This is a genomic window from Pseudalgibacter alginicilyticus, from assembly GCF_001310225.1.
In the GTDB taxonomy this organism is placed as follows: domain Bacteria; phylum Bacteroidota; class Bacteroidia; order Flavobacteriales; family Flavobacteriaceae; genus Pseudalgibacter; species Pseudalgibacter alginicilyticus.
In genome coordinates, this window is record NZ_CP012898.1 from 1900404 (window position 1) to 1915134 (window position 14731).

A 14731-nucleotide genomic window follows, 5' to 3' on the forward strand; every position below is an offset into this window, starting at 1 on the left:
AAACATTTTGGAAACTCCAAAAAACGAATCATACAGAGACTCCATAAGCACGGTTACCAAAGATGGTAAACGCGCTTGGGTGTTTCCTAAAAAACCTAATGGTAAGTTTTACAGCTATCGCAAATGGGTAAGCTACTTTTTATTAGCGTTTCTTTTTTTGGCGCCATTTATTAAAATAAATGGCAATCAGTTTTTAATGTTCAATGTACTGGAACGTCGGTTTAACATTTTCGGATTTCCGTTTTGGCCGCAAGATTTTCATTTATTTGTAATATCAATGATTATCGGCGTGATTTTTATTGCGCTTTTTACCGTAGCTTTTGGTAGAATTTTTTGCGGTTGGATTTGCCCACAAACCATTTTTATGGAAATGGTTTTTAGACGTATTGAATATTGGATTGAGGGAGACAGAGGCAAGCAAATGCGTTTAGCAAAACAACCTTGGAACGCTGAAAAAATTAGAAAAAAAAGCTTAAAAGCACTTATTTTTATCATTATTTCATTCTTAATTGCCAATATATTTTTAGCCTATTTAGTTGGTAGTGACAGGCTAATTCAATACATATCAGAAGGCCCGTTAAGCCATATAAGCACCCTAATCTCTTTACTAATATTTACAGCCGTTTTTTATTTTGTATTTGCTTGGTTCAGAGAACAAGTATGTATTATTGCTTGCCCTTATGGTAGGCTACAAGGGGCTTTATTAGATACCAAATCAATTGTTGTAGCTTATGACCATAAACGTGGAGAATCTAAAAATGGTAGAAAAAAATTCAAAAAAAATGAAGATAGAAACGACTTAGGTTATGGCGATTGTATTGATTGCTTTCAATGTGTAAATGTTTGTCCAACGGGTATAGATATTAGAAATGGTACACAATTAGAATGTGTTAACTGCACGGCTTGTATTGATGAATGTGATCATATTATGGAAAGCATTAATTTACCTAAAGGCTTAATTCGGTATGCAAGTGAAGAAAATATTGAAAAAAAAGCACCGTTTAAGTTAACCGCTAGAATGAAAGGATATGTTGCAGTTTTAACCATTATGATTGGTTTACTAACTGGTATGCTTTTTTTAAGGAATGATGTAGAGGCAACTGTATTAAGACTGCCTGGTCAATTGTATGAACACAAAGACAACAATATAATTAGTAATGTATTTACCTATAAATTAGTAAATAAAACCAGTAATGATATTCATGATGTCTATTTTAAATTAATGTCTCACAACGGCACATTAAAATTGGTTGCAACCCAGGATAGTTTTATCGTTCCTAATCAAGGTATTGCAAAGGGCACCTTATTTGTTGAAATTAATAATTCAGCTTTATCTGGTGATAGAAATAATATTAAGATTGGTGTATATTCTGGTGATAGGTTAATTGAAACGACTACGGCTAATTTTTTAGGTCCGAGGAGTTATAAATAGTTTTTGTTAGCTAATTTACAGAGCAAACTAAAGGGAATAGAAGTTAAGAAAGGTGCATTAGGGATTAAAGCATTATTAGAACTCCTTGAAACGAGGGAATGCTGAAAGCCCGCCCCCAAAACCAAGGTAACGAGGGAATGCTATAAAAAATAAAAACAACAAGTATCTCTCTTTGGAGGGAGTAACAAAAAACACTAAATATGAAAATTAATTGGGGTACCGGAATTGTATTAGCATTTATTGGGTTTATTTCATTTATAATGTTTTTTGTTATAACAATGAATGTTGATGATAGGTTTACTAACGAATTGGTAGTAGAAGATTACTATGGAGCTGAACTAACCTTACAGGACGAAATTGACAAGCAAAATAATGCTAAAAATTTAGAAGAAAATATTCGTTACGAAATATCGACTGAGGGATTAGTTATTTTTTTTCCAAGTAATTTGGATTTAGAAAACATTACTGGAAATGTGTTCCTATACAGACCATCTAACAAACACTTGGACTTTGAGACAGCTATCTCATTGTCTGATTCTTATTTGCTCATACCTGACAAACGTTTGGTAGATGGTCGTTGGAACATAAAAATTGACTGGCAATATAAAGGAAACTCTTACTTGTTTAAAGAATCAATAATTTATTAACATGCTTGTTTCGGCATTTTTATTAGGGCTATTGGGTAGTTTCCACTGTGTTGGAATGTGCGGACCAATTGCTTTTATGCTACCTGTAGATCGAAAAAACTCTTTAAAAAAGGTATCTCAAATTGCTATTTATCATTTAGGAAGACTACTATCTTATAGTATTTTAGGACTCATCTTTGGTTTGGTTGGGAAAAGCTTATCCCTTTTTGGATTTCAACAACAACTCTCAATAGGTATTGGTATACTAATGATTTTGGTAGTTTTAATTCCGCAAAAAACGTTTACTAATTATAATTTTTCAAAACCTATATATAAACTTATTTCAAAAGTAAAATCGGCTTTAGGAAGTGCTTTAAAGAAAAAAACAGCTGACACTTTTTTAACTATTGGTTTTTTAAATGGTTTTTTACCATGCGGTTTAGTTTATATGGCTGTTTTTGCAGCTGTAGCTAGTGGCAATGCATTAAGCGGTAGTTTATACATGACTGTTTTTGGGTTGGGCACTATACCATTAATGACCACCGCTATTTATTTTAGTCATTTTTTAAAAGGTACCGCAAGACAAAAAATCCAAAAAGCTATTCCTGTTTTTGTTATTTTTATTGGAGCCTTATTTATCCTTCGTGGTTTAGGATTAGGGATTCCATACCTCTCGCCCGCTCCTATTTTCGATATGATTTCTGGTGATATTGAGTGCCATTGATATAAAAAAAAGAACCGTTAAAAATTAACCGTTCTTTTAAATAAATTTATAAAATCAAAAAATTCTAAATTAATTCTCGTAACATTTTTACAGCTGTTTCTGCAGTTATATCTCTTTGAGGTGAACCAAACATTTCATAACCAACCATAAACTTTTTTACGGAGGCACTACGTAACAACGGTGGATAAAAACTCATGTGCCAATGCCAATGATTGTTGGCTTGTCCATTGGTTGGCGCTTGATGTATACCACTTGAATACGGAAACGATGTATTGAATAATTTATCATAAGCCTTGGTTAAAACCGCAATAGCTTCAGCAAAATTTAAAGCTTCATTGTCAGACATAGTTAAAATGTCTGGTTGAACTTTTTTAGGAACAATCATAGCTTCAAACGGCCAAATAGCCCAAAATGGAACAAGTACAACAAAATCATTATTTTGAAAAATTATACGTTCATTTTTTTCTAATTCTTGTGTTAAATAATCTCCTAAAAGGCTACTATTATTTTTATTGAAATAGTTTAATTGATGCGTGTTTTTTTTGTCTACTTCATTTGGAAGTGTCGATTGACTCCATATTTGCCCATGTGGATGTGGATTGCTACAGCCCATAACCGCACCTTTATTCTCAAAAATCTGAACGTAGTTTATATTTGGATTTTGTGCCAATTCTTTAAACTCTCTCTGCCAAGCAAAAACTACTTTTTGAATCTCAGCTGGTTTCATATCTGCTAAACTTTTTGAGTGGTCTGGGCTAAAACAAATCACTTTGCAAATTCCAGTTTCACTTTGTGCTACCATCAAACCGTCCTCTACTAAAAACGTTTTAGAATCGCTTTGTAAAGCAGCAAAATCATTAGTAAACACAAAAACATCTTGGTAATTCGGATTTATTTCACCGTTAATTCTAGTGTTACCAGCACATAGGTAACAACTTTCATCATAAGAAGGTCTTTTTTCATTAGATACCACTTCATTCTGCCCTTGCCATGGCCTTTTTGCACGATGTGGTGACACTAAAACCCATTCTCCTGTTAAAATATTTAATCGTTTATGGGAATAATCTTGTAAATCTGTATTCATTCTATTGAAATATTGTTGACAATTTTATATTAATCCTGTTCCGTTAGACAATGAAACCGCATAAATAGAACAGTCATTATTAAACTTATTTTTGTAAGCTTTAGTTACAGCTTCTTGAAATAATTTAGAACCTGTTTTTGAAACCAAATTAATAGTACAGCCTCCAAAGCCTCCACCCATCATTCTTGCCCCTATTACTTGATCGCTTTCTTTTGCACAGTCAACCAAAAAGTCTAATTCATCACAACTAACTTTATATTGTTTTGAAAGTCCTTCATGTGATGCAAAAATTAATTCCCCAAGTTTTTCCAAATCATCTGCCAACATAGCAGCTCCTGCATCCACGGCACGTTGATTTTCCTGTACAACGTATAATACTTTTTGATAATCTTCATCAGAAACCTGATCCTTAATAGTTAATAAATCTGATTCTGTTGCATCTCTTAACGCTTTAATATTTAGCATTTTTGAAATAGATTCACAAACAGAACGTCTATCATTATATGCACTATCAGATAAGCTGTGTTTTACATTAGTATTGATTAAAATCAATTCATAATCATGAAAATCTATTTTAAAAGGTTTTGCTTCAATAGAACGACAATCCAACAACAAAGCATGATTTTCAATACCAAACATACTAGCATATTGATCCATAATTCCACAATTAACACCTGCAAAATTATGCTCTGCTTTCTGAGATATATAAATCATTTCTTCACGAGACAATCCTAAATTAAAAGTTTCATTCAAGCCAACGACAATGCTATTTTCTAAAGCAGCAGAAGAAGACAATCCTGCGCCACCAGGAATATCACCTCCAAAAACGACATCAAAATTTTCTATTTTAATTCCTTTTTTTTGAATTTCAGAAACAACACCTATAACATAATTGCCCCAATGTTCAGTATGTAAGGGTTGAATAGAATCTGGAAAAAATTCTATCCCTTCATTCATATCTACAGCAAAAGCAGTAGAAATTTCGGCATCACTTTTTTGAATAGCAGCAACAATCCCTTTATCAATAGCTGCTGGAAATACAAAACCATCATTATAATCAGTATGCTCACCAATTATATTAATTCTTCCTGGAGAAAAGACCATTAAAGGTTCTGTGCTAAATTTACTTTTAAAAGTCGATTTAATATTATTAATCATTGCTTTATTCATCTTCAATATGCATTAATTCAAAAAATTTGAATATTATTTATTATTAACTTGTACAGACCAACTCAATCTGTAACTTTCATTTGGATTTAAAATCTGCAAACCTATCTCATTATTAAAACTATCCGACACCCCTGTTGTTGGCTCAATAGCAATGGTATTTGCTTTTGGCGGGGTGTACATTTGTAAAAAATTCTCTTGAGAAGTAGATTTTATGAACAACTCATAATCTGGAGTTTTAAAAACGATTTCATTAGAATCTAAAACATAACAATCATCCAATTGTTTATCTTTTATTTGAAAAACACTAACAGGCTCAATAGTTTCTATACCGGTAGTTATATTTCTATCCCCTATAATTAACTTTTTATTTGATTCAAATTCTAAAGTACTATCGTATAAACTACTGCTATCAAAATAAGGGTGCCAACCTAATGTAAATGGAAATGCCTTGGTGCTTGTGTTTTTTACAGAAACACCTAAACTTAAACCATTATTTGTTAAAGTATATTCCAATTGAATGATAAATGTGTATGGAAATCCTATAGATTCCTTCAACTCTTCATATTGCAAAATAACAGATGCACTGCGCTCTGTTGTTTTTTCATCTATTAGTGTAAATATTTTATTATACACCAAACCATGTAATGCATTATTTTCTTCCTTTTGATTAATTTCAAATAGAAAATTTTGCCCCTTAAAAGTATAGGCTCCATCTTTAATTCTATTTGCAAATGGAAATAAGATTGAAGATGCATAAGTATTTGAGTAGGTTAATGGATATAAATCTTTTATTATTTGACGTCCACTGAGTGTTAATAATAACAAACTTGCTCCTTCACTTAAATTAATTTTTGCATATACTTCCTTTTTAGAATCTTCAATTTCTATAGTATGCAAATCTTGATTATGTTTTATATGATACATGTTTTTTTAAAATTACAACGAGTTTCTAATGATGAGTCTATGTGGGTTTTCTATTTTAACTTGTTCTTTTCCTATTATCATTTCTGCCAAGCGTTTTCCCATAGCGTTAAAATCTGTTGATATGGTAGTTATACCACCTTCTACAATTTCTTTAAGCAACGTATCATTAAATGAAATAGCTCCAATATCTTCTTTAAGAATCAGTTTAGCAGTTTTCATTTTTTTTATCAAGGTTAGCAAACTTCTATCATCAGGCATTAAATATAGCTCTCCTTTTTCAAGAGATTTATTCTTTAAATCATTTATGATCTCATAAGAAATACTATTTTTTTCACAGAAATCTTTAAATCCATTTTGAATAGCTATAGGCTGCTTATCTTCCGAAAAAACCAAAATCATTTTTCTGTAGTTTTTAATCAGTAACCGTGCATCATTTAGGTTATCATAGATAGATTTTTCAAAATTTTGATAAATAGCAGGATATTCTATTAAATCGTCATGCACCTGATCCAAAATATAAACTTTATCTTTAGGAAGTGCTTTTATAAACCGATTGGTGTTTTTTAAGTTTGCTGGCATGATAATATAATAATTATAATCACCAGTATTATCATTAATTAATTTGCTAAAAATAGTCTCATTAAAATGATGAAAATAAATATCTACTTGAATATTTTCTCCCAAATTTTCCAAAAACGAATTGTATAAATCTTCCTTAAAGGCATTTAATTCATCAAACAATAAAAATATTTTTTGAACGACACTAACATCTTCACTTACAACATAATACCCTTTCCCTACAATAGACTGTATAATACCTCTATTTTTCAACTCATTAAAAGCCATTAAAACAGTATCTCTTGAAAGTTTAAAATCATCTCTCACACTATTAACCGAGGGTAATTGATCACCTTTTCTTAAAGCACCAGACAATATAGCATCTTCAATAGAATTGATAATCTGCTTGTATTTTGGTACCCCTATTTTTTTCTTAATAGTAATCATAATCGATACAAATATAGAATATTCTATTTAAAAACCCTACCAAACCCTACTGGTATGTTTTTTTTTGTTAAAAATACTTTTTTAAATAATATAAATATCTATATTTGAATTCATTTTGTTATCAACAACCAAAAAACTAAATACAATTATTATGACAAATGGATTTGAATTTTGGGACTATGTAGTTTTTATTGCATATGCCATTTTAATTTTAGGTGTAGGATTATGGGTTTCTCGTGATAAAGATGGCCATGAAAAAAATGCAGAAGACTACTTTTTAGCAAGCAAATCTTTACCCTGGTGGGCAATTGGAACCTCATTAATAGCCGCCAATATTTCTGCCGAGCAATTTATTGGTATGTCTGGATCTGGGTTTGCCTTAGGGTTAGCTATTGCATCTTATGAATGGATGGCAGCCATCACCTTAATAATTGTAGGAAAATATTTTCTTCCTATTTTTATTGAAAAAGGACTATACACTATCCCTGAATTTGTTGAAAAACGATTCTCAACAAACCTTAAAACTATTCTTGCGGTATTTTGGATTGCCCTTTATGTGTTTGTTAATTTAGCATCCGTTTTATACTTAGGAGGCCTTGCTATTGAAACTATAATGGGCTTTGACATGATTTATGCTGTTATTGGTTTAGCCCTTTTTGCAGCAGCTTATTCTCTTTATGGTGGGCTATCTGCAGTAGCTTGGACCGATGTCATTCAAGTTGTATTTTTAGTATTAGGTGGTTTAGCCACAACCTATTTAGCACTAAATACTGTTTCTGGTGGAGAAGGTATCATATCTGGATTTTCAAAAGTTGTTGAAGCAGCTCCCGAAAAATTCCATATGATTTTAGAAAAATCAAACGATAATTATATAAACTTACCTGGTGTATGGGTATTAATTGGTGGTTTATGGGTTGCAAACATTTACTATTGGGGCTTTAACCAATATATCATTCAAAGAACGCTTGCGGCTAAGTCTTTAAAAGAATCTCAAAAGGGTATTTTATTAGCTGCTGGTTTAAAAATTATCATTCCTTTAATTGTTGTGGTGCCTGGAATTGCTGCATATGTTATGGTAAATGACCCTGAAATTATGGCTAATTTAGGACAAGCTGGCCAATTAAGTATTCCTTCATCTGGACAAGCAGATAAGGCATATCCATGGTTATTACAATTTTTACCAACAGGACTTAAAGGCGTAGCATTTGCTGCTTTAGCCGCAGCTATTGTGTCATCTTTAGCATCCATGCTAAATTCTACTTCCACCATTTTTACAATGGACATATACAAACAATATATAAACAAAAACGCAAGTGATAAAGCCACCGTTAGTGTTGGTAGAATATCTGCTGCCGTAGCTTTAATTATTGCTGTAATAATGGCACCTCTTTTAGGTGGTATAGATCAAGCATTCCAATTTATTCAAGAATGGACAGGTGTTGTTAGTCCAGGTATATTAGCTGTTTTCATTTTAGGCTTATTCTGGAAAAAAACGACTAACAATGCTGCTATTTGGGGAGCCCTGCTTTCAATACCAATTGCTTTAGCTTTAAAATACATTCCAATAGAAGCTCTTGAACCTTGGATGCATCAAATGGGACTCACAGCATTACTCACCATGCTAATCATCATCATTTTAAGCTATTTACAAAACAAAGGTAAAGATGACGAAAAAGGAATTGACTTTTCAGAAGATTTATTCAAAACAAGCCCTTTATTCAATATAGGGTCCATAGTAATTTGCATTATCACTGCAACTCTATATTGTCTATTTTGGTAAAGACAATCAAAAAAAACTGAATTAATAGCATTTCAAGTTACAATAAGAGTCAAAATATCTCGATTAATTGAAGATATTTTGGCTCTTTTCTTTTTAACAATTCACAAAAGATATCAAATTTTATGTTAAGTAATATTATTTTTATCGACTCAAGGGGCATAGATTTTTATCTTTATAAAAAATATATTTTATGCAAAAGACATATTACGACCCTGCTGACCTCAAAAAATTTGGAAAAATAAGTGACTGGAATCAAGAATTAGGTGATAAATTTTTCGATTACTATAGTAGGGTCTTTGAAGAAGGAACTTTAAGTGCTCGCGAAAAATCTTTAATTGCTTTAGCGGTAGCACATACTGAACAATGCCCATATTGTATTGATGCCTATACTCAAGACGGCTTACAACGTGGCATTACCAAAGAAGAAATGATGGAAGCATTACATGTTGGTGCTGCTATTAAAGGTGGTGCAACTTTAGTCCACGGTGTGCAAATGATGAATAAAGTAAACAAACTTGAAATGTAAAAACAGTTTACGATAATAAAATTACTTTTAATCAATTCAATACGTCATTTGTAATTCGCAATTCCTTAAATCCATATATGACAACAAAGTCCCTACATAAACGCGAAAGCGACTTAGCAAACAGCAACAAGCAACTAAAAATTCTATCTAATGGTATTTTTCAAAATGGCGATTTACCAACCTTTAAAGAAAAAATTTCTAAATCTGGCCAATTTCCTCTTAAAGCAAAAAAATTAGAAATTTTACAAATCAATGTAGGATACATGTGCAATCAGGTGTGCGAACATTGCCATGTAGATGCTGGACCAGACCGAAAAGAAATTATGACAAAAGAAACCATGCTACAATGCTTGGAAGTCATTAAAAGTACAGGAGCTCATACATTAGATTTAACAGGAGGTGCTCCAGAAATGAATCCAAATTTTAGATGGTTTGTAGACGAAGCTTCAAAAGTTGGTATAAAAGATTTTATAGTTCGTTCTAATTTAACCATTATAAGAGCCAATAAAAAATACCATGATTTGCCAGAATTTTTCAAAAAACACAATGTTCATGTGGTAAGTTCCATGCCACATTGGACACGCGGAAAAACAGACAAACAACGTGGCAATGGTGTGTTTGACGCTTCCATAAAGGCTTTGCAAGATTTAAACAATACTGGTTACGGGATGCCAAATAGCTCATTACGATTGGATTTAGTTTACAATCCATCTGGTGCATTTTTACCTGGCAACCAAGTGGATATGGAAAAAGATTTCAAGAAAGCCTTAAAAGAAGATTTCAGCATTCAGTTTCATAATTTATTTACAATAACCAATTTACCAATAGCTCGCTTTTTGGATTACTTAATAGCCTCCGAAAACTACGAAGATTATATGCACGCCTTAGTAGAAGCCTACAACCCTTTGGCTGTTTCAAATGTCATGTGCACAAACACACTATCTGTAAGTTGGGACGGGTATTTATACGATTGCGATTTTAATCAAATGCTGGGACTTCCCGTAAACAGTAAATCAAAACACATCTCAGATTACAATGAAAATTTACTTGAAGGTAGAAACATTGAAATATCTCAACATTGTTATGGATGTACAGCGGGTGCAGGCAGCAGTTGTCAAGGCGTTGTGGCGTAAAAAAATATTTTAACATAAAGATGCACTCTTAAAGATATCTCTGAAAAACAAATTAGAGAATCTCTAAATATTATGAATATGAAGCCTCCAATAATTACTTATATTTTTGATGAAAATTTGATGAAAAGTAGATTTGTAAATGAGCATAATTAATTGGCAATGGATTTTAATAATCGTATCGAGCTTAGTACTGTTTTTGTTGTCTCCATTGGCAAAAACAGCCAATCAGTTTTTTAAAGCTGTAAATCAAAAAAAAAGACCCAGTGTTTTAGTGCTAACTGGTAGTTTAATCATTTCTTGGATTTTTGCAAAAAGTATTACCAATGCTGCAAATTTAGGTCTCAGTTTTGGTATTGTTGGTGGTATAGCTTATGCTGGTTACTACCTATCGTTTGCCGTTGCTGGAGTACTAATTTACAAACTAAGAGTCAATGGTGGCTATTATAGCATTCACCATTTTTTAACTTCAAAATTTGGAACAGGTGCTATGGCCTTATTTTCCGTTTTGATTGCTATTCGGTTATTTAATGAAGTATGGAGTAACACCATGGTTATTGGTAGTTATTTTGGAGAACAAGGCAGCACGGACTACTTTGGAGCTATTATATTATTTACACTCCTTACATTAGCATACGCTATAAAAGGTGGTCTTAGTAGTTCTATTTTTACCGACTCCATACAAATGGTATTATTTTCGATACTACTTGTAGTTATCTTATGGTCATTACTTTCGGTTGAAACATTCTCTATTAACGATGTTATTTCATCAGGTACTTGGAGTTTTGAATTGGGACTTAATCTCTTTTTCGCTGCTATTATCCAGTCTTTCAGTTATCCTTTTCATGATCCTGTTTTAACAGATCGAGCCTTTATAACTACTCCAAAAACAACTCGAAAAAGTTTTTTATGGGCTAGCTTTTTAGGAGCTTTTTCCATTATACTTTTTAGCATTATTGGAATATATGCCAAAAAACAAGGCTTTACTGGACAAGCTGCTGTAGAAGTTGGTAAAGCCTTTGGCCTTGTTATTTTATTAATCATCAATTTCATAATGATTACCTCTGCTGCATCTACTTTAGATTCTACTTTTTCTTCATTTTCAAAATTATTAGCAATCGATTTAAAAGTAAGTAAAAACTTAAATTTTGGTCGTATATCCATGGTTATTATTGCTGTATTAGGAACACTTCCTATACTTTTAAACGCCGACATTTTATCTGCAACGACTATTTCGGGTACCATGGTGATTGGCTTAACGCCTATTTTTTTATTTTGGAATATTAAAACTCATAAAATCAGCTTTTATCTAAGTGTTATTTGCGGTTTAATTTTTGGTTTTATTTTAGTACTTGACCTCTTTCCTAAAGCACTCATTTTAACAAACGGAAAGTATGCAGATTTGTTATGGGTAAACGTTTGGGGAATATTAAGTTGCATCATTTTATACCTTATACCTTCATGGATAAAAAAATAGAAAACATAGGGCACTTATCTGGAAAAGTGCTCCTTTTTGGTGGTATTTATAGCAATTTACAAGCTTTGGAATCCATAAAACAAATTGCAGAAAAAGAACAAATTCCAGCCAAAAACTGTATTTGTACGGGTGACATTGTTGGTTATTGTGCACAGCCCGAAGAAACCGTACAGTTTTTTAAACATTGGCAAGCAAGAAGCATTGCTGGGAATGTTGAAATTCAGTTACGCAGAGGCGCAAAAAACTGTGGTTGTGATTTCAAGGAAGGCTCAAGATGTGATAGTTTTTCTCAACAATGGTATCAGTTTGCTCAAAGCCAGTTATCAAAAAAATCTTTAGAATTCATAAATACCCTTCCTGAACACATTCAATTTGAATATGCCAACAAAAAAATAACAGTAGTTCATGGGTCTTTTTTTAATATATCTCAATTTATTTTTAAATCTACTCCATGGCATTGTAAGCAACCCAATTTTGAGGCGACCAACAGCAACGTAATTATTGGTGGACATTGTGGTTTACCTTTTCACCATAAAGAAAACGATAACCTTTGGATAAATCCCGGAGTTATTGGAATGCCTGCAAATGATGGCACTCCAAATGTTTGGTATGTTATTATAGATGATAGTAATAATTTTTTTAACTTTAAACATTACACTTTAAATTATAATTATACGTTAACTCATAAATTAATGAAAAACGGCTTTTTACCCGAAGCATATGCCAAAACAATAGTTACTGGAATTTGGGACAACACAGAAATTTTACCCGAATTAGAAAGTAGACTGCAAGGCTTAAGTGTTCAATTATGAAAATATTATTATTTACAATAATCGGTAGTTTAACTTTAGTTCTTCACGCTCAAAAAACGCTTTCAAATTTGTTAGAAAAACACAATATAGAAAGTATTCCATACATTTCCATTGATTCATTAGCTGCAAATCAAAACAGATTTATTCTATTAGATGCACGAGAAAAAAACGAATATAAAATCAGCCATTTAGAAAAAGCTATTCATGTTGGGTATAATCATTTTAAAATAGATAGTGTTCAAAAAAAAATTCCCAATAAAACAACAAAAATAGTTGTGTATTGCTCATTAGGAATTCGTTCAAAATCTATTACAGACAGTCTCTTAAAAGCAGGCTACACAAATGTTAAAAACTTATATGGTGGTATTTTTGAATGGAAAAATAATAGTTTACCAATTTACAATACCTCAGAAAAAGAAACAGACAGCATTCATGCATTTTCTAAAAAATGGCATAAATGGCTAAAAAAAGGGATACAAATATATGACTAAAGAACTCATTATTGTTTTTGTAAAAAACATAAAATTAGGAAAAGTAAAAACCCGATTAGCAAAAACCATTGGCAACCAAGGGGCTTTTGAAGTATATACTGAACTGGTAAAAGTTACTGAAACAGCTACTAAAGACATAACCACCGATAAGCGCATTTATTTCTCGGATGCTATTGTTGACAATCAATGGAAAAACAATTATAAAACCGTTCAACAAGGTGAGGATTTAGGTAAACGCATGAAAAATGCATTCAAGAAAGGTTTTGATGATGGTTATAAACGTATTGTTTTAATAGGTTCTGATTTACCAGACATCAATTCAAAACATATTCAAAATGGGCTGAATGCTTTAAATGATAACGAGGTTGTTTTTGGTCCAGCTGAAGATGGTGGTTATTACCTCATCGGGCTCAACAAGCTCTATCCATTTATTTTTGAAAACAAACCTTGGAGTCAAACACATTTATTAAAAGACACACTCCACGAATTACAACAAAAAAACATACCTTACAGCTTATTACAAACCTTAAATGACATAGACACATTTGAAGACTTAAAAGCATCCAACTTCTACCATTCAAACGAAACGTTAAAAAAAAGAATACAACAATTAAATGATTAAGTACATAGAAGAAACTGTAACCTATTTACAGGATAAAGGATTTGAAAACCCGGAAATCGGTATCATTCTTGGCACCGGACTTGGGCAACTTATTGATGAAATAGACATACTAAAAGAAGTAAGCTATAACCACATTCCTAATTTCCCAACAGCCACCGTTGAGTTTCACAAAGGCAAACTCATTTATGGCATATTAGAAGGCAAAAAAGTAGTGGTAATGCAAGGACGCTTTCATTTATATGAAGGCTACACCTTGCAAGATGTCACTTTTCCTGTTCGTATTATGGAAAAGTTAGGCATTAAAACCTTATTAGTTTCAAACGCAGCTGGTGCCATTAATTTAGATTTTAAAAAAGGCGAATTAATGCTTATTGTAGATCACATCAACCTCCAAGGAAGCTCTCCTCTTGCCTTTAAAGGTGTTTCGCTTTTAGGCGAACGCTTTACAGACATGAGTGCGCCCTACAACACCCAAATCAATTCTAAATTCAAAGCCATTGCTAAATCTAACAATATCAAACTACACGAAGGAGTTTATGCCAGCGTTGTAGGTCCACAACTGGAAACTAAAGCAGAATACAAAATGCTAAAAATAATTGGCGCTGATGCCGTAGGCATGAGTACAGTTCCTGAAATTATAGTAGCCAACCACCTAAAACTAAAAGTTGCTGCCGTGTCAGTTCTAACAGATGAATGCGACCCAAACAATTTAAAGCCAGTTGATATATCAGAAATTATAGCCATGGCAAACAAAGCAGAACCAAACATGATTACGCTTTTTAAATCACTAATAAAAACGATTTAATAATGCTATAATTAGCAATAGAGATAATCACAAAACACATGATATAAAACCTAAACTACTTATGACATATGAAATGCTAAACATAAAAGTTCCGCATTTCAATCCTAACAACTTATTGTGGCG

General features: G+C 32.2%; 15 protein-coding genes. 11 read left to right on the forward strand and 4 right to left on the reverse strand.

The genetic code is table 11. The features are described 5' to 3' along the window. The first annotated feature begins 7 nt into the window (after nt 1-7). From ccoG to APS56_RS07900, 3 genes are all read left to right on the forward strand, one after another. Entirely contained in the window at nt 8-1432 is a 1425-nt protein-coding gene (gene ccoG / locus APS56_RS07890; RefSeq protein WP_054726958.1) for a cytochrome c oxidase accessory protein CcoG, read from the forward strand. Nucleotides 1433-1632: 200 nt separating this feature from the next. Continuing rightward, nucleotides 1633-2079: a FixH family protein gene (locus APS56_RS07895; RefSeq protein WP_054726960.1), complete on the forward strand. Its 447-nt coding sequence runs from the start codon at nt 1633-1635 to the stop codon at nt 2077-2079. A gap of 1 nt (nt 2080) precedes the next feature. Beyond that, nucleotides 2081-2782 (forward strand): sulfite exporter TauE/SafE family protein, encoded by a 702-nt coding sequence (locus tag APS56_RS07900; RefSeq protein ID WP_054726962.1) that lies wholly within the window; start codon nt 2081-2083, stop codon nt 2780-2782. Between the two features lie 64 nt (nt 2783-2846). On the opposite strand, the gene APS56_RS07905 is transcribed toward APS56_RS07900, so the two are convergent. From APS56_RS07905 to APS56_RS07920, 4 genes are read right to left on the reverse strand one after another with little or no spacing between them, the layout of a single operon-like run. Further along, nucleotides 2847-3866, reverse strand: a complete 1020-nt coding sequence (locus tag APS56_RS07905; RefSeq protein ID WP_054726964.1) for a UDP-glucose--hexose-1-phosphate uridylyltransferase — start codon at nt 3864-3866, stop codon at nt 2847-2849. A 24-nt stretch (nt 3867-3890) separates the two neighbouring features. Continuing rightward, the gene (galK, locus tag APS56_RS07910; RefSeq protein WP_054726967.1) at nt 3891-5036 is read right to left on the reverse strand and encodes a galactokinase; all 1146 of its coding nucleotides are present in this window, start codon (nt 5034-5036) and stop codon (nt 3891-3893) included. Nucleotides 5037-5069: 33 nt separating this feature from the next. Further along, complete coding sequence (locus APS56_RS07915) at nt 5070-5960, reverse strand: aldose 1-epimerase (protein WP_054726968.1); 891 nt, start codon at nt 5958-5960, stop codon at nt 5070-5072. Between the two features lie 12 nt (nt 5961-5972). Further along, nucleotides 5973-6965, reverse strand: a complete 993-nt coding sequence (locus APS56_RS07920; protein WP_054726971.1) for a GntR family transcriptional regulator — start codon at nt 6963-6965, stop codon at nt 5973-5975. A gap of 151 nt (nt 6966-7116) precedes the next feature. Between APS56_RS07920 and APS56_RS07925 the strand changes: the two genes are divergently transcribed. The 8 genes from APS56_RS07925 (at nt 7117) to APS56_RS07960 (ending at nt 14608) form a co-directional block, all read left to right on the forward strand. After that, nucleotides 7117-8745: a sodium/sugar symporter gene (locus APS56_RS07925; RefSeq protein WP_054726972.1), complete on the forward strand. Its 1629-nt coding sequence runs from the start codon at nt 7117-7119 to the stop codon at nt 8743-8745. Between the two features lie 190 nt (nt 8746-8935). Then, the gene (locus tag APS56_RS07930; RefSeq protein WP_054726974.1) at nt 8936-9271 is read left to right on the forward strand and encodes an arsenosugar biosynthesis-associated peroxidase-like protein; all 336 of its coding nucleotides are present in this window, start codon (nt 8936-8938) and stop codon (nt 9269-9271) included. Between the two features lie 77 nt (nt 9272-9348). Beyond that, on the forward strand, nt 9349-10404 hold the full coding sequence (gene arsS / locus APS56_RS07935; protein ID WP_054726977.1) for an arsenosugar biosynthesis radical SAM (seleno)protein ArsS: 1056 nt from the start codon (nt 9349-9351) through the stop codon (nt 10402-10404). 139 nt (nt 10405-10543) lie between these two features. Beyond that, a complete protein-coding gene (locus APS56_RS07940) occupies nt 10544-11878 on the forward strand; it encodes an SLC5/6 family protein (RefSeq protein WP_054726978.1) in 1335 nt (444 codons plus the stop codon). Continuing rightward, entirely contained in the window at nt 11863-12690 is an 828-nt protein-coding gene (locus APS56_RS07945; protein WP_054726979.1) for a metallophosphoesterase family protein, read from the forward strand. The genes APS56_RS07940 and APS56_RS07945 overlap by 16 nt, the downstream gene beginning before the upstream one ends. Continuing rightward, on the forward strand, nt 12687-13181 hold the full coding sequence (locus APS56_RS07950; RefSeq protein ID WP_054726980.1) for a rhodanese-like domain-containing protein: 495 nt from the start codon (nt 12687-12689) through the stop codon (nt 13179-13181). The genes APS56_RS07945 and APS56_RS07950 overlap by 4 nt, the downstream gene beginning before the upstream one ends. After that, on the forward strand, nt 13174-13803 hold the full coding sequence (locus tag APS56_RS07955; protein ID WP_054726982.1) for a TIGR04282 family arsenosugar biosynthesis glycosyltransferase: 630 nt from the start codon (nt 13174-13176) through the stop codon (nt 13801-13803). Before APS56_RS07950 ends, APS56_RS07955 begins: the two co-directional genes overlap by 8 nt. Beyond that, the gene (locus APS56_RS07960) at nt 13796-14608 is read left to right on the forward strand and encodes a purine-nucleoside phosphorylase (RefSeq protein ID WP_054726983.1); all 813 of its coding nucleotides are present in this window, start codon (nt 13796-13798) and stop codon (nt 14606-14608) included. Before APS56_RS07955 ends, APS56_RS07960 begins: the two co-directional genes overlap by 8 nt. Nucleotides 14609-14731: the final 123 nt, after the last annotated feature.